The sequence below is a fragment of the Thalassolituus sp. LLYu03 genome (assembly GCF_050507655.1).
Taxonomy (GTDB): Bacteria; Pseudomonadota; Gammaproteobacteria; order Pseudomonadales; family Oceanobacteraceae; genus Venatoribacter.
In genome coordinates, this window is record NZ_CP191496.1 from 572,859 (window position 1) to 587,957 (window position 15,099).

At 59.8% G+C, this 15,099-nt stretch carries 12 protein-coding genes; 9 read left to right on the forward strand and 3 right to left on the reverse strand.

Annotated features, from left to right (window positions below):
- The first annotated feature begins 321 nt into the window (after positions 1-321).
- Both ACQUQU_RS02780 and ACQUQU_RS02785 read left to right on the forward strand, forming a co-directional pair.
- Entirely contained in the window at positions 322-804 is a 483-nt protein-coding gene (locus ACQUQU_RS02780) for an Lrp/AsnC family transcriptional regulator (RefSeq protein ID WP_430461726.1), read from the forward strand.
- Positions 805-888: 84 nt separating this feature from the next.
- Positions 889-2,508 carry a sensor histidine kinase gene (locus tag ACQUQU_RS02785; protein WP_430461727.1) on the forward strand — a complete coding sequence of 540 codons (1,620 nt, stop codon included), beginning with the start codon at positions 889-891 and terminating at the stop codon, positions 2,506-2,508.
- Between the two features lie 118 nt (positions 2,509-2,626).
- Here the strand turns inward: ACQUQU_RS02785 and ACQUQU_RS02790 are convergent, their stop codons facing one another.
- A complete protein-coding gene (locus ACQUQU_RS02790) occupies positions 2,627-3,544 on the reverse strand; it encodes a LysR substrate-binding domain-containing protein (RefSeq protein ID WP_430461728.1) in 918 nt (305 codons plus the stop codon).
- A gap of 145 nt (positions 3,545-3,689) precedes the next feature.
- On the opposite strand from ACQUQU_RS02790, the gene ACQUQU_RS02795 reads away from it, so the two are divergent.
- The 4 genes from ACQUQU_RS02795 (at position 3,690) to ACQUQU_RS02810 (ending at position 7,233) form a co-directional block, all read left to right on the forward strand.
- Positions 3,690-4,355, forward strand: a complete 666-nt coding sequence (locus ACQUQU_RS02795) for a sterol desaturase family protein (protein ID WP_430461729.1) — start codon at positions 3,690-3,692, stop codon at positions 4,353-4,355.
- 111 nt (positions 4,356-4,466) lie between these two features.
- Complete coding sequence (locus ACQUQU_RS02800; protein ID WP_430461730.1) at positions 4,467-4,826, forward strand: translation initiation factor Sui1; 360 nt, start codon at positions 4,467-4,469, stop codon at positions 4,824-4,826.
- Complete coding sequence (locus tag ACQUQU_RS02805) at positions 4,827-5,402, forward strand: NAD(P)H-dependent oxidoreductase (protein ID WP_430461731.1); 576 nt, start codon at positions 4,827-4,829, stop codon at positions 5,400-5,402.
- Positions 5,395-7,233 (forward strand): monovalent cation:proton antiporter-2 (CPA2) family protein, encoded by a 1,839-nt coding sequence (locus ACQUQU_RS02810; protein ID WP_430461732.1) that lies wholly within the window; start codon positions 5,395-5,397, stop codon positions 7,231-7,233. Before ACQUQU_RS02805 ends, ACQUQU_RS02810 begins: the two co-directional genes overlap by 8 nt.
- Before the next feature lie 21 nt (positions 7,234-7,254).
- On the opposite strand, the gene ACQUQU_RS02815 is transcribed toward ACQUQU_RS02810, so the two are convergent.
- A complete protein-coding gene (locus tag ACQUQU_RS02815) occupies positions 7,255-7,650 on the reverse strand; it encodes an acyl-CoA thioesterase (protein ID WP_430461733.1) in 396 nt (131 codons plus the stop codon).
- A 190-nt stretch (positions 7,651-7,840) separates the two neighbouring features.
- Between ACQUQU_RS02815 and tadA the strand changes: the two genes are divergently transcribed.
- Together tadA and ACQUQU_RS02825 are read left to right on the forward strand one after the other, a co-directional pair.
- Entirely contained in the window at positions 7,841-8,350 is a 510-nt protein-coding gene (gene tadA, locus ACQUQU_RS02820) for a tRNA adenosine(34) deaminase TadA (RefSeq protein ID WP_430461734.1), read from the forward strand.
- A gap of 27 nt (positions 8,351-8,377) precedes the next feature.
- Entirely contained in the window at positions 8,378-9,400 is a 1,023-nt protein-coding gene (locus ACQUQU_RS02825) for an alpha/beta fold hydrolase (RefSeq protein WP_430461735.1), read from the forward strand.
- Between the two features lie 31 nt (positions 9,401-9,431).
- On the opposite strand, the gene mltF is transcribed toward ACQUQU_RS02825, so the two are convergent.
- On the reverse strand, positions 9,432-10,871 hold the full coding sequence (gene mltF, locus ACQUQU_RS02830; protein ID WP_430461736.1) for a membrane-bound lytic murein transglycosylase MltF: 1,440 nt from the start codon (positions 10,869-10,871) through the stop codon (positions 9,432-9,434).
- Between the two features lie 346 nt (positions 10,872-11,217).
- Between mltF and purL the strand changes: the two genes are divergently transcribed.
- Entirely contained in the window at positions 11,218-15,096 is a 3,879-nt protein-coding gene (purL, locus tag ACQUQU_RS02835; RefSeq protein ID WP_430461737.1) for a phosphoribosylformylglycinamidine synthase, read from the forward strand.
- The last annotated feature ends 3 nt before the right edge of the window (positions 15,097-15,099 follow it).

Consider the following 15,099-nt stretch of genomic DNA (forward strand, 5'->3'; position numbering starts at 1 on the left):
TCGCGTTCTGTTTCACGCACCGGGGTGGTGTCCGGTGATGCCTGCGCCTGGCGGAATCTTGTGGATTCGGGTGGCGTGGGTCTTGTGAACCTCAGGCTCAGTCTGCTTTCTGATGGAAAGCTGAACTGGTTAACAGTATGTGCACAGTATATGCGTAAGATGGCGCAAAGTGCTTGCAATGTTGCCATTAAAACCGGCTATGTATGCAATAACTTTCCAACTTTAATTTCAATATTGGCATATCGTGCCAATGTAAAGACGGCTGGCGCCTGATCCTGTTCCGGGAGTCGCCTTTGCCGGGTATTGCTGCTGGGGGAGCTGATGACCGAGACACTGCGTCTGGACCGTACTGACCTGCGTATTCTGGAATTGCTGCAGGAAGATGGCAGTCTGAGCAATCTGGAACTGGCCGATAAAGTGGGCTTGTCGCCGTCGCCCTGTTCGCGCCGGGTCAAGGCGCTGGAAGATTCCGGTCTGATTCAGGGCTACCGTGCCCACCTCGACGCCCGGGCGCTGGGCCTTGATCTGCTGGCGCTGATTTCCATCAGCATGGACCGTCACACCCCGGAACGTTTCGCCAACTTCGAAGCCGCCGTGGCCGCCTGCCCGGAAGTGCTCGAGTGCTACCTGATCACAGGCCAGACCGCCGACTACGTGCTGAAGGTGATTGTGCGCGACATGAACGCGTATCAGCAGTTTCTGCTCGGCACCTTAACCCGCATTGAAGGCGTTACCGGCGTGCATTCCAGCTTCGTCATGCGTAAAGTCATCGACCGTACCGCCCTGCCGCTCGGTCAGCGCTGAAGCCAGCTGTTCCCGACCCGGATTTGTCTATAATGGAGGCGTTGCATGCGGCACCCGGGCCGCGAAGCTGAGGAGTCGCTGTTTTTGTCCACACGCCTGTCATCCATCGAGAGCAAGCTGACGCTGTACGTGCTGTTTTTCAGCATCCTGCTCGGCGTGCTGTTCAGTGCCGTACAGATTGGTGTGGACTATCTGGGCGAAAACCGCCGTTTCTTCGCCAACACCACCGAACTGCTGGAGCGCCAGAGCGCGCCGGCGGCGCTGTCGCTGTACAACTACGACGCCAGCGCCATGCAGACCATCCTCGACAGCCTGCTGCTTAACCGCGCCATTGTTGCCAGCGCCATCGTTGAAGACGCCACCGGGTTTGAGAAACGCGCCGGCCTGTCGAAAATCCAGCTGGCCGATGCCGCCGAATCCTTTTACTACCGCATGCAGAATGTGGTCCTCACCGAACCCAGCATTTACACCAGTAAGCCGCGCGCCATCGGCCAGCTTGAGGTCTGGACCGACCTGCGCCTGACCCGCGAAGGCTTTGAACGCCGCGCCGCCATTACCCTGCTGCTCGACGTACTGCGCAACGTGGCGCTGGCCTTTGTGCTGATTCTGGTGTTCCGCTCGCGCTTAACCGGGCCGGTGAAACGGCTGATCGACCGCTTAATGGAAATTGACCCGCGTAATCCGCAGAAAACCTCACTGGTGGTCGAAGCGGCGCTGCGTCATTCCGAGCTGGATGATCTGGTCAGTAAGATGAACACCTTGCTGCTGGCCATGAAAAATGAAATTTACTCGCGCCATCAGGCCGAGGGGCGCATCCGCCAGCTCAACGAACAGCTGGAAGAAAAAGTACGGGCGCGCACCAAAGCGCTGAACGACAGCAACAGTCAGCTGCAGCACAGCATCGACGAGCTGCGCCGCACTCAGGACCTGCTGCTGCAGGCCCAGCGCATGGCGTCCATGGGCCATCTGGCGGCGGGCATGGCGCACGAAATCAATAACCCGATTGCGGTGGTGTATTCCAACATCGCCACCTTAAGCGAATACCTGAGCGAGCTGATCCGGCTGGCCGATCAGTATCAGGCGGCGGAAGAACACATTGCCGACAAAACCGTGGTCGCTGCGCTGGAAGATCTGCGCGACAAGATCGATCTCGATTTTGTGCGCGACGATGCACCCGATCTGGTGCGGACATCCCGCCAGAGTCTGGAGCGGGTACGCAAAATCGTCAGCGAGCTGCGCACCTTTGCCGACAGCGAGCATCTGGAAAAAGAAACCATCGTGCTCGACGACCTGATGCAGGACGCCATTGCCGAACTGCGTTTGCTCGATGAGCCGGCCATTAATGTATACCGTTATCTTCAGCAGCTGCCGGCGGTGCATTGCATTCCGCAGCAGGTGCGGCTGGTGTTCCGCAATATTCTGCACAACGCGCGCGATGCCATGCCGGATGGCGGCACCATTGAAATCGCCGGCGATTCCGACGGCTCTGTGGTGTCGGTGATGGTCAAAGATTCGGGCATGGGCATGAATTCCGAAGATCTGGCCTGTGCGGTGAACCCGTTTTTCACCCGCAAAGAAATCGGGCAGGGCACGGGTCTGGGTCTGACGGTGGCGTACAACATCATGGTCAACCACGGTGGCGAGCTGTTGATCGACAGTCAGCCCGGTAAGGGCACTGTGGTTACCCTGCGTTTTCCCATCTGAGCGCGTGCTTGCCGTGCGCTGTTCCACCCACTGTTTTTAGCCCTTTGCCTTTTTGGTCCTCTCCCTTTTTAGTCCTTCATCTTTTTAGTCCTTCGCCTTTTTAATTCCCTGTGCCTTTTTAATTCCCTGTGCCGGGCCACTGACTCAGGCTGAGCAACTGCTCGCGCAGCCACAGGTGCGCCTGATCCCGCTCACGGCTCTGATGCCAGATCAGCTGTAACGCCACCGGCGGACAGTCAAACGGCAGCGGCGCCTGCTGCAGGGCGTCCGCCCAGGGCGCCTGCTGCGCCAGCCGTTGTGGCACCACAGCAATCAGGTCGGTGTTGGCCACCACCGGCGGAATCGCCACAAAACTCGACACCCAGAGTTTCACCGAGCGCTTCAGCTCTTTGTGCCCCATCAGCTGTTCAATCGGCGTGCCCTGACGGTTGCGCGGCAGCAGGCTGACGTGATCCAGCGAGCGGAAAGCGTCGAAGGTCAGCTCAGGCGAAAACTGCGGATGCCGGCGCGCTGCAATCACCACCAGAGGTTCGGTGACCAGCGGCTGGTGATTCAGCCCCGGCTGTGGCTGGTCGATGTAATCAATCGCCAGATCGAGCCGTCCATCCTGAAGGCGCGGGCCTATGTCGTCGGTCTGGTCAGTTTCGATCATCAGGGCAATACCCGGTGCGCGCTGGCGCAGTTCGCGCATCAGCCAGGGCGCGGCCATAAACTCCACCGCGCCGTTGGCACTGATGCGGAAGGTCTGGCGGCCATTCACCGGATCAAAACTCTGCTGCTGCGCCCAGCCCTGTTCTATGAGCTCCAGACCGTCGCGCACCTTGGCGTAAAGCTGCATGGCGCGCGGCGTCGGCTTAAGGCCCGTGGCGGTGCGCACGAACAGATCATCGGCCAGCTGCAGCCGCAGGCGCTTCAAGGCGTTGCTCACTGCCGGCTGGCTGAGAAACAAGCGCTCGGCCGCGCGGGTCAGGTGCTGTTCTTCCATTAACGCGGCAAATACCGGCAGCAGATTCAGGTCGAGATGGCGCAGGCTCATAGGGGCTCCGACAGTGTGTATTATTCATAAGCTGGATAATGCTTTTCTTCATTATTGATTGGAGTCTGACACAGGCGCGGCGCTAGAGTGAAGGTCGCTGTGCTCGCACACCACAACAAGAATAAAAATCCGTTCAGGAGGGGTTATGGCTTTCGATCATCTGGCATTCCGCGCACGTTACCGGGCAGGCATTTCTCCGCGCTATTCAGGTGTGCTGCACATGCTGGTGGTGGCCGCCACCGGGCTCGCGGTGATGCTGGCCGCCGGCCTGCACTTGCAGCAGGTGAAGGCGTGGGAATGGCTGCTGTTGCCGGCGGCGCTGGTGCTGGTGAATTTTGCTGAATACGCGGCGCACCGCTGGCTCGGACACCGCAAAACCCGCATCGGGCGGCTGTTTTATTCGCGTCATACGGGCGATCACCACAGCTTTTTTATTGCCGACGATCTGCCGTACCAGAGCACCCGCGACTGGCGGGTGGTGCTGTTCCCGGCCTGGCTGATTTATGTGTTTCTGCTGGGCCTGATTGTGCCCGGTGGCTGGTTGCTGCTGATGCTGGTGTCGGCCAACGCCGCCTGCCTGTTCGCCATCGGCGGCATCGGCGGCTATTTGTTTTACGAGGTGATGCACTTCAGTTATCACCTGCCGGCGGGCAGTTTTGTGGAACGCACGCCCATCTGGTGGCGCCTGCGCCGCCTGCATCAGATTCATCACGAGCGTGAGCGCATGGCAGAGTGTAATTTCAACATCACGCTGCCCCTGTTCGACTGGCTGCTGGGCACACTGGTGTGGTCGCCGGAACCCGGGCGTTAGCCATTCGCCGCAAGCCAGTGAACGGGCGTTGCCAGCGCGGCAGTGATGGTTTAGCTTTCACCGTTTTTGCCCCGCAGGCTTTGTGCGGGGCCGTTCGTTACTGGATGTCTTATGTCGAAAAAATCTTCCTCAGGCGGTCTGGTGTATTCCACCGAATTCGGCCGTGCCTGTCCCGAGTGCCGTGAACCGCTGGATCAGTGCCGCTGCAAAGAAGCGCAGGCACCGGCCGGTGATGGCATCGTGCGTGTCAGCCGCGAAAGCAAAGGCCGTGGCGGCAAAGTCGTGACTCTGGTCAGCGGCGTACCGCTGGCCGGTGCCGAGCTTAAAACCCTGGCCAAAGAGCTGAAGCAGAAGTGCGGCGTGGGCGGTGCATTAAAAGACGGCATCATTGAAATTCAGGGCGATCAGCGTGATCTGCTCGCCGGTGAGCTGACCAAACGCGGCTTCACCGTGAAAAAGGCAGGTGGTTAATTGGCCCGTGCGCTGATTCTGTACGCCCATCCTCGGCATCAGTCGTCTTACGGTTGCGCCGAGCTGCTCAACGCCGTGCGCGACTTACCTCAGGTGACGGTGCGTGACCTGTACGAGGAATACCCGGATTTCTACATCGACGTGGCCGCCGAGCAGGCGCTGCTGCGCGAGCACGACATCATCATTCTGCTGTTCCCGCTGTACTGGTACAGCGCGCCGTCGTTGCTGAAAGAGTGGCAGGACCGGGTGCTCGACTTCGGCTTTGCCTACGGCGCCATGCGCAATAAAGAACAGCACGAAGCCGACAGTCCGATGGCGCTGCACGGCAAGCTGCTGTGGGTGGTCACCACCGCCGGTGGCGCCGTGAACACCTTCCGCCCGGAAGGCGTTAACCGCCATGAACTGGATGAATACCTGCGCCCGTACCAGCAGATGGCGCACCTGTGCGGTATGCACTGGCACGAGCCATGCGCCGTCTATCGTGTGCGCAAACTCACTCTGCCGTACCTGAAGCAGCGCGCGCAGGAATTCCGTGAGTCGCTGCTGGAACAGCTGGAGACCTGCGGTCATGCATGAATCGGAATTACTGACGCAGGCGTTTGTGTTTCTGCTGTCCGCCGTGGTGGCGGTGCCGGTAGCGAAGAAGCTGGGGCTGGGCTCGGTGCTGGGCTATTTATGCGCGGGCGCCGTGATCGGCCCGTTCGCGCTGGGGCTGATTGGCCACGACGTTGAAGGCGTGATGGCCTTTGCCGAATTCGGCGTGGTGATGATGCTGTTTCTGGTCGGTCTGGAACTCGACCCGTCGCGCCTGTGGCGCATGCGCATCCCGATTCTCGGGCTCGGTGGTCTGCAGGTGGTGGTCACCAGTCTGGCGCTGATGCTGGCCGGACTGGGCATGGGCTATCCGTGGCAGCACAGTCTGGCGGTGGGCATGATTCTGGCGATGTCGTCGACCGCCATCGTGCTGCAGACCCTGAATGAAAAATCCCTGCTGAAAACCGAAGCCGGTCAGGCGTCGTTTTCGGTGCTGCTGTTCCAGGACATCGCGGTGATTCCGCTGCTGGCGATTCTGCCGCTGCTGGCCCTCGACAACGCCGCTGTGGCCGAAGCCTCGCACACTGGTCTTTCCGGCTGGAAGAAAACCCTGCTGGTACTGGTGGTGGTGGCCGGTCTGGTGCTGGTGGGCCGTTGGGTCAGCCGTCATCTGTTCCGCATCATTGCCGAAACCCGCATGCGCGAAACCTTTACCGCCACCGCGCTGTTGCTGGTGGTGGGCATTGCCTTGCTGATGGAACTGGTCGGCCTGTCACCGGCGCTCGGCACCTTCGTCGCCGGGGTGGTGATGGCCAACAGCGAATACCGTCACGAGCTGGAATCCGAGATTGAGCCGTTCAAGGGGCTGCTGCTGGCGCTGTTCTTTATTTCCGTTGGCGCGAGCATCGACTTCGCCTTGTTCGCCGCCCAGCCGCTCACCATTCTCGCCCTTGTCGCTGCGCTGATTGCGGTGAAAATGCTGGTGCTGTTTGCGCTGGGACGCGGCTTTGGTATGCGCGGGCAGAGCAACGCCATCTTTATTTTTGCCCTCGCGCAGGGCGGTGAATTCGCCTTTGTGCTGTTCACCTTTGCCTCGAACAACGGCATTTTGCCGGACGACATCATCGAACCGCTGGTGCTGGTGGTGGCGCTGTCGATGGCCTTTACGCCCCTGCTGATTCTGGCCAACGAACGCTGGATTCTGCCGCGTTTGTCGGGCAACGCCGAGCAGCTGCCCGAGCACGATCACATCACCTCGGAAGAAGCCCGCGCGATTGTGGTCGGCTTCGGCCGTTTTGGTCAGATCGTCGGCCGTATGCTGCGCATGAACGGCTTCAACATCACGGTTCTGGAACACGATGCCGCGCAGGTCGATACCGTGCGCCGCTTTGGTCATCAGGTGTTTTTCGGTGACGCGGTGCGCCTCGATCTGCTCGAAGCCGCCGGCATTGATCAGGCAGAATTGCTGGTGATCGCCATCGACGACCACAACCGCTGCCGCTCCATCGTCGAGCTGGTGCGCCGCCATTATCCGGCCATCCGCATCATTTCCCGTGCCCGTGGCCGGCGTGAAGCGGCCGAACTGCTCAGCGCCGGTGCCGATCATGTGGAGCGCGAAACCTTCAACTCCGCACTGGCGCTGGGGCGCACGGCGCTGCAGTTGCTGGGCTTCCGTTCGTATCAGGCGCACCGTGCGGCAGAGCTGTTCCGTCATCACGACGAAGTGAACGTGCGCGAACTGCGCGAGGTGCTGGACGACGAAACCGCGTTCTTCAACCGCACCCGTCAGCACGCTGACGATCTGACGCGGGTGATGCAGGCCGACGCTCAGGTCGATCTGGAAGAAACCGAGCAGAGCTGGGACCGCGATTAAGCGGCCCCTCTGCGGCGGCGCTTACAGGGTTTGCAGGTGCTCGCTCAGCTGGGCGCGGATGGCGTCCGGAATGGCCACCGATTTCTTCGCGCTGTGATCAAAATGCACCATCACTGCCGTACCACGGGCGCCCAGGCGTCCGTCCTGCCACGCCTCGTGGGCAATGGTCATTGAACTGTTGCCCAGCTTGCTGAGGTAAGTGCGTACTTCCACCTCACGCCCGTAAAACAGCTCACCGACAAATTCGACCTCAATTTTGGCGATGATCAGATGCCAGTCCTGCGGGTTCAGATCCGGCGTAAACAGACGGAACAGCGGCGTGCGCGCGTCTTCAAACCACACCGGCAGCACAGTGTTATTAATGTGTCCGAGGGCGTCGGTTTCGCCAAAGCGTGGTTGCAGGGTCAGTGACCACATACAGCAATCTCCGTGTGGGCCGGGTGTCCGGCGGTCTGTGAATGGCCGCAAGTCTGGAGCAAACTGAGCGTTTTGTTAACCCATGCCTCAGTCGCATGGCCACCGCTGTCAGGGTCGAACAGTGGCGGGCGCCGGACTTTTGCTGCCCTCACGTCTGCTTTATCATCCGCCCATTCAGCAGGAGACCGCGGTGAATCAGTACGGGCGCGACATACACACAGACGAAGACGGCATGCAGCTGGCTCTGGAACTGGCGCAGCAGGCGTTCGACGCCGGCGAAGTGCCGGTCGGCGCTGTGGTGGTGCAGGACGGCCGGGTCATCGGCACCGGCTTTAATCAGCCGATCACCAGTCTCGACCCCAGCGCCCACGCCGAAATGGTGGCGGTGCGGGACGCCGCCCGGCGCATCGGCAATTACCGCCTTACCGGCGCCACCCTCTATGTGACGGTTGAGCCCTGCACCATGTGCACCGGCCTGCTGATTCACAGCCGCATCAGCCGCGTGGTGTACGGTGCTACCGAACCCAAAGCCGGCGCCATCGAAAGCGCGTTGCAACTGGCCACGCAGCCTTTTTATAACCACGTCATGCAGACTCAGGGTGGGGTGCTTGCAGACGCCTGCTCCGCTATGATGTCGTCGTTCTTCGCGCTGCGCCGCGAAGGCAAAAAGCGGCTGAAACAACAGACCGCGCCCGAATAATAAGAACAATCACCTCTGGATACGCGTATGAAAGCTCTCTTTCGCCTTGCTCTGGCGATGCCCCTTATTGCTTGTTTGTCGGCCTGCACCGGCGTGAAAGAAACCCTGTTTGATCTGGGCCTGAAAGGCGAGCGCGCGCTGTCGTCGCTCAACCGCCACGAGCTGGACGCCGCCGGGCACCATTGGGTGTATCTCGATTCCGGCACCCCCGATGCGCCGGTGCTGTTGCTGCTGCACGGCTTTGCGGTGGATAAAGACAACTGGCTGCGTTTTGCCCGCGACTTCAGCGACTACCGCGTGATCGCCCCCGATTTACCGGGCCATGGCGAAAGCAGTTTCGACCCGGCCCAGACCTACGATTTCGCCCATCAGGCACAGTGGCTAGACGCCTTTGTACAGGCACTGGACCTGAAACAACCGCTGCACGTCATGGGCAACTCCATGGGCGGCGGCATAGCCCTGATGTTTGCCGCTCAGCACCCGCAGCAGGTGGCGTCGGTCACGCTGTTTGACGCCGCCGGCGTTTACCCGCCCAAGGCCAGTGATTTCCAGACCATCATTGATCAGGGCCTGCCGAACCCGCTGGTGGTGACCAGCACCGCCGATTACGACGCCCTGCGCGAATTCGCCATGGTGCAGCAGCCGTTCCTGCCGTGGCCGGCCAGTGATGTGCTGGCCGCGCGTGCCATCGCCCGCAACAGCATCAACACCCGTATTTTCAGCGACATTCACAACGCCGCCGAAGCCGCCCGTGGCAGCGGCGACAATCTGCAGTTGCTGCAACAGGTGACGCAGCCGGTGCTGATTGTGTGGGGCGAGAAAGACCGCGTGCTGGATGTCAGCAGCGTGGGCGTTTTCAGCCAATACCTGCCGCACAGTCAGAGCCATGTGTTTCCGGACGTGGGCCACGCGCCCATGCTCGAAGTGCCGCAGCAGAGCGCCGACCTGGTACGCGGTTTTCTGAGTGATCTGAAAATGGGCGGGCTTAAAGTGGGTGGTCTGAATACACAAACGGCGGCTCATGCGGCCGCCGTCAGTCAGACAGAATAAAAAAAGCGGATCGGAGAATCCGCGAAACTCACTAAAGGAGTGGAGGAATAACCGTGATGGAGGACGACGACAGCTGCAGCGCGTCGGCGTCTTCCGGGAAGCCCTGACCCTGTTCTTCATTCCAGACCAGGACGTCGTAGTAACGACGGATGTTCTGTACGTAGTCCACCGGCTCCTGACCACGGGCATAACCGTGGCGGGTGTTGCGGTAGTAACGCTTCTGGCTCAGCAGTGGCAGAGCCTCTTTCACATCCATCCATAAATTCGGGTTACCACCCATTTCGGTGGTGATCTTGCGCGCGTCGCTCAGGTGACCAAAACCCACGTTGTAGGCGGCCAGCGCCAGCCAGGTACGGTCCGGCTCGTGCACTTCATCGCCCAGACGCTCACGCAGTTTGGCCAGATAGCGGCTGCCACCGACAATGCTCTGTTCCGGGTCGAGGCGGTTTTTAATGCCCAGCTCACGCGCGGTGGTACGGGTCAGCATCATCAGGCCGCGCACGCCGGTAAAGCTTTTGGCGTTCGGATTCCAGTGGCTTTCCTGATAACCGATGGCCGCCAGCAGACGCCAGTCGAGGTCGTTTTCGGTGGCCGCTTTCTCAAAGTGCTCGCGGTAATTCTCGAGCTTGCGGTTGGTCTGGCTCAGGAAGCGGCGCGCACCCACATAGTCGAGCATGTCGAGGTGGCCGTAAAAGCGTTCGGACAAACCGGCCAGCAGCGCAGTGGTTTCGGTCTGGGCGAAGAAGCGGTTGGCTTCCTGATAAATGCTGTCGTCACGCAGGTGCGGGAAGGCCCAGCCGATGTCCTGCGGTGCGCTCAGGTCGAAGGCAATGTCCAGATTCGGGTAGTACGCCTGCAGCATGCGGAATTCGTTGGAGTCGACCAGGGTAAAGTCGATGCTGCCGGTGGCCACCATCTGCAACAGATCGGTGATTTCCAGTTCCGGGCTTTCGCTCCAGCTCAGTTCCGGCAGCTGACTGGCCTGCAGGCGGCGCAGACTGTCGGCATGGCCGGTGTTGCTGGCCACAACCAGCTGGCCCTGCGCCAGATCAGGAATCTGCTGCGGCTTCACACCGCCACGGCGGTACACCACCTGTTCGGTAACCTGCATATAAGGCTGCGAGAAACGGAACCAGCGTTCGTTCTCGGTGTTTTGGGCGAGACCGGCCGCGGCGAACGCGGCCTCTCCTGTCTCTAGGGTGCTGAATACGTCGGGCTGATTGTCCGCCACGATCACCTTAAGCTCGACGCCTAAATGGTCGGCAAAGGCACGCGCCAGTTCCAGCTCATAGCCGGTGGCGCCGCTGCGGTCTTCGTAATAGGTGGTCGGACTGTTACGCGTCACCATGACAATTTCGCCATGGATTTTGACCTGTTCCAGATTATTCGGACGCACGGAGCCCGTCAGTGCGCTGAGACACACTGCTGTCAGAATCGCTTTACCAAGCAGACGGGACAGGCCACTAACCATGCATAAGTCCAATTTATCGCACCATTATGGTGCATTTTTGCTGAATTTCGGGTCATTGTGCCTTCCGCATGGCTAAAAAACAACCTGAGAACTGTTTCACATTTCAGAAGCGTGAAAGATCTGTGTCAGAACTTTGATAAGTTTGTGACATAAGTCATTGAAAATACTGGCTTTCGGAAATGCGCCCATTGAGGAAATTTTTTCACTGAAACGCATTGTTGCGCCTCAGTGATGAAAGCCGGAAATGGGTGCCGGCAAAACCTGACCAAATCTGGTGTGATCAGGCGCTCTCCGGTATCATTCGCGCTCATTTTGACCCACCTCCTTACGTTGGAGTTTTCCCCCGATGCTCGAGCTGCGTGGCGCACCGGCGCTTTCCTCTTTCCGCCAGACCAAAATCCTGAACAAACTGCAGCAGGTTCTGCCGCAGGTTCGCGGTGTTTATGCTGAATTCATGCATTTCGCCGACCTGTCTGCCGACCTGGCCGACAACGAGCGTCTGGTTCTGGAACGTATTCTGCGTTACGGCCCGAAGGCCGAGGTAAAGGCAGGCGAGGGTGAACTCTTTCTGGTGGTGCCACGTTTCGGCACCATTTCTCCGTGGTCTTCCAAGGCGACCGACATTGCCCACAACTGTGGTCTGGCCGGCATCAAGCGTCTGGAACGCGGTATTGCGTATTATGTAGAAGGTATCAGCTCTGCTGACCGTGCTGCCGCCGCTGCTGTGCTGCACGACCGCATGGTCGAAGTGGTACTGACCAACAGTGCCGAAGCCGCGGGCCTGTTCTCTAACGCACAGCCGGCACCACTGAGCACTGTCGATATTCTGGCCGGTGGCCGTGATGCGCTGGTCGCCGCCGATAAATCGCTGGGTCTGGCGCTGGCCGAAGACGAAGTCGATTATCTGGTCACCAACTATCAGGCGCTGGGCCGTAACCCGACCGACGTGGAACTGATGATGTTCGCCCAGGCGAACTCTGAGCACTGCCGTCACAAGATCTTCAACGCCAGCTGGACCATCGACGGCGAGGATCAGGACAAGTCCCTGTTCCAGATGATCAAGAACACTTACCAGTGCTACAACGAAAACATTCTGTCGGCTTATAAAGACAACGCGTCTGTGATCGTGGGTCACGAAGCCGGCCGCTTCTTCCCGAATGCGGAAGGCCGCGACTATTCCTACCATCAGGAAGCCATGCACATCCTGATGAAGGTCGAAACCCACAATCACCCGACTGCCATTGCCCCGCACTCGGGCGCTGCCACCGGTTCCGGCGGTGAAATCCGTGACGAAGGTGCAACCGGCCGTGGTTCCAAGCCAAAAGCCGGCTTAACCGGTTTCACCGTATCCGACCTGAAAATTCCGGGCTTCGAACAGCCATGGGAAAGCCAGTACGGCAAGCCTGACCGTATTGTGTCGGCACTGGACATCATGATTGACGGCCCACTCGGCGGTGCCGCGTTCAACAACGAATTCGGCCGTCCGAACCTGTGCGGTTATTTCCGTACCTTCGAACTGGAACACAATGGCGAAGTACGCGGCTACCACAAGCCGATCATGATTGCCGGTGGTTACGGCAACATCCGTGGCGAGCACGTACAGAAAGGTGAAATTCCGGTCGGCGCCTGCCTGATCGTACTGGGTGGCCCGGCCATGCAGATCGGTCTGGGCGGTGGTGCGGCGTCTTCTATGGCATCGGGTCAGTCTAACGCCGATCTGGATTTCGCTTCCGTACAGCGTGAAAACCCGGAAATGGAGCGTCGTTGTCAGGAAGTGATCGACCGCTGCTGGCAGCTGGGCGACAGCAACCCGATTGCCTTTATTCACGACGTGGGCGCGGGCGGTATTTCCAACGCCTTCCCGGAACTGGTGAACGACGGCGGCCGTGGCGGCAAATTCGAACTGCGTAACGTACCGAACGACGAGCCGGGCATGAGCCCGCTGGCCATCTGGTCGAACGAATCTCAGGAACGTTATGTTCTGGCCGTTGCTCAGGAAGATCTGGCGCGCTTCGATGCCATCTGTGCCCGTGAACGCGCCCCTTACGCCGTAGTGGGTTACGCCACCGAAGAACCGCACCTGACCGTGACCGACAGCCACTTCGGCAACAGCCCGGTGGATCTGCCATTGCAGGTACTGCTGGGCAAACCGCCACGCATGCACCGCGATGTGAAATCCCGTGCAGTAGCCGTAGAAGCCTTCGACGGCAGCGATGTGGATCTGGCCGACGCCGCTCAGCGCGTTCTGAGCCTGCCAACCGTGGCCAGCAAATCTTTCCTGATCACCATCGGTGACCGTTCCATTACCGGTACGGTGGCGCGTGATCAGTTCGTGGGTCCATGGCAGGTGCCGGTGGCCGACGTTGCCGTAACCACCTCTTCTTACGACACCTACGCTGGCGAAGCCATGGCCATGGGTGAGCGTACCCCGGTCGCTCTGCTCGATGGCCCGGCCTCTGGTCGTCTGGCGGTGGCCGAAGCCATCACCAACCTTGCAGCTGCGCCGATTGAAAAACTGGCCGACATCAAACTGTCCGCCAACTGGATGTGCGCCGCCGGTCATGAAGGCGAAGACGCCACTCTGTACGCCACCGTAAAAGCCGTGGGTATGGAACTGTGTCCGGAACTGGAAGTGACCATCCCGGTGGGTAAAGACTCTATGTCGATGAAAACCCGCTGGAACGACAATGGCACTGATAAAGCCGTTACCGCGCCAACCTCGCTGATCATCACCGGCTTTGCACCAACGTCCGATGCGCGCAAGGTGCTGACCCCGCAACTGCGTCTGGATCAGGGCGAAACCGATTTAATCGTGGTCGACCTTGGCCGTGGTCAGAACCGTCTGGGTGCGTCCTGCTTCGCGCAGGTGTACGGCAAAGTCGGCGCTGTGCCGGCTGACCTCGACGACGCCGAAGACCTGAAAGCCTTCTTCGCCGTGGTGCAGGGCCTGAATTCTGACGACAAACTGCTGGCCTACCACGACCGTGCCGACGGTGGTCTGTTCGCCACTATTACCGAAATGGCCTTCGCCGGTCACTGCGGTGCCGACATTGCCATGGACATGCTGGCCGACGAAGAAGCCGGTCTGGCCGCTGCCCTGTTCGCCGAAGAAATCGGCGCGGTACTGCAGGTGCGTCGTGACGACGTAGAAGAAGTGCTGGCACAGTTCGAAGCCGCCGGTCTGGGTGACTGCACCGCCGTGATCGGTTCGCCGAACGACGACGGCCAGATTACCTTCAGCTTCCGCGACGAAGAATTCCTCAGCGAATCCCGCGTGACCTGGCATCGTGTCTGGGCACAGACCAGCTACGAAATGCAGGCCCGTCGTGACAATGCCGACTGCGCCAAACAGGAATTCGACGCCATCCTCGACGCCGATGATCCGGGCATTAACGCCGAGCTGAGCTTCGACATTAACGAAGACATCACCGCAGGCTTAAGCGGCCGTCCACGCGTGGCGATTCTGCGCGAGCAGGGTGTTAACGGTCAGATCGAAATGGCCGCCGCCTTTGACCGCGCTGGTTTCACCGCTATCGACGTGCACATGAGCGACATTCTGTCGGGCGCTGTCACGCTGGAAAGCTTCCGCGGCTTAGTGGCCTGTGGTGGTTTCTCTTACGGTGACGTACTGGGCGCTGGTGAAGGCTGGGCGAAATCCATTCTGTTCAACGAACAGGCACGCAACCAGTTTGCAACCTTCTTCAAACGCGAAGACACCTTCGCCCTCGGCGTGTGTAACGGTTGCCAGATGCTGTCCAACCTGCACGAACTGATTCCGGGTGCCGAACACTGGCCGCACTTCGTACGCAACATGAGCGAACAGTTCGAAGCCCGTGTTGCCATGGTTGAAGTACAGGAATCCGATTCCCTGTTCTTCGCCGGTATGGCCGGTTCCAGCATGCCAATCGCCGTGGCCCACGGTGAAGGCCGTGCCGAATTCGCTTCCGAAGAGGACATTGCCGAACTGGCTGCCGGTCAGATCGCCCTGCGTTATGTGAATAACTACGGCGACGTCACCGAACAGTACCCGTTCAACCCGAACGGCTCACCGCAGGGCATCACCGGCCTGACCGCCAACGATGGTCGTGTGACCATTATGATGCCGCACCCTGAGCGCGTATTCCGTGCGATCCAGAACTCCTACATTCCGGCGGAATGGAACGAAGATGGTGCGTGGATGCGGATGTTCCGGAATGCCAGGGTTTGGTGTGAAGAGAACAACTGAGAC

Coding starts and splice junctions, on each gene's coding strand:
- ACQUQU_RS02825 (WP_430461735.1), top strand. CDS start 8,378: ATGAAAGCTCTCTTTCGCCTTGCTCTGGCGATGCCCCTTATTGCTTGT.
- ACQUQU_RS02810 (WP_430461732.1), top strand. CDS start 5,395: ATGCATGAATCGGAATTACTGACGCAGGCGTTTGTGTTTCTGCTGTCC.
- purL (WP_430461737.1), top strand. CDS start 11,218: ATGCTCGAGCTGCGTGGCGCACCGGCGCTTTCCTCTTTCCGCCAGACC.
- ACQUQU_RS02795 (WP_430461729.1), top strand. CDS start 3,690: ATGGCTTTCGATCATCTGGCATTCCGCGCACGTTACCGGGCAGGCATT.
- ACQUQU_RS02815 (WP_430461733.1), bottom strand. CDS start 7,650: ATGTGGTCACTGACCCTGCAACCACGCTTTGGCGAAACCGACGCCCTC.
- ACQUQU_RS02790 (WP_430461728.1), bottom strand. CDS start 3,544: ATGAGCCTGCGCCATCTCGACCTGAATCTGCTGCCGGTATTTGCCGCG.
- ACQUQU_RS02800 (WP_430461730.1), top strand. CDS start 4,467: ATGTCGAAAAAATCTTCCTCAGGCGGTCTGGTGTATTCCACCGAATTC.
- ACQUQU_RS02780 (WP_430461726.1), top strand. CDS start 322: ATGACCGAGACACTGCGTCTGGACCGTACTGACCTGCGTATTCTGGAA.
- mltF (WP_430461736.1), bottom strand. CDS start 10,871: ATGGTTAGTGGCCTGTCCCGTCTGCTTGGTAAAGCGATTCTGACAGCA.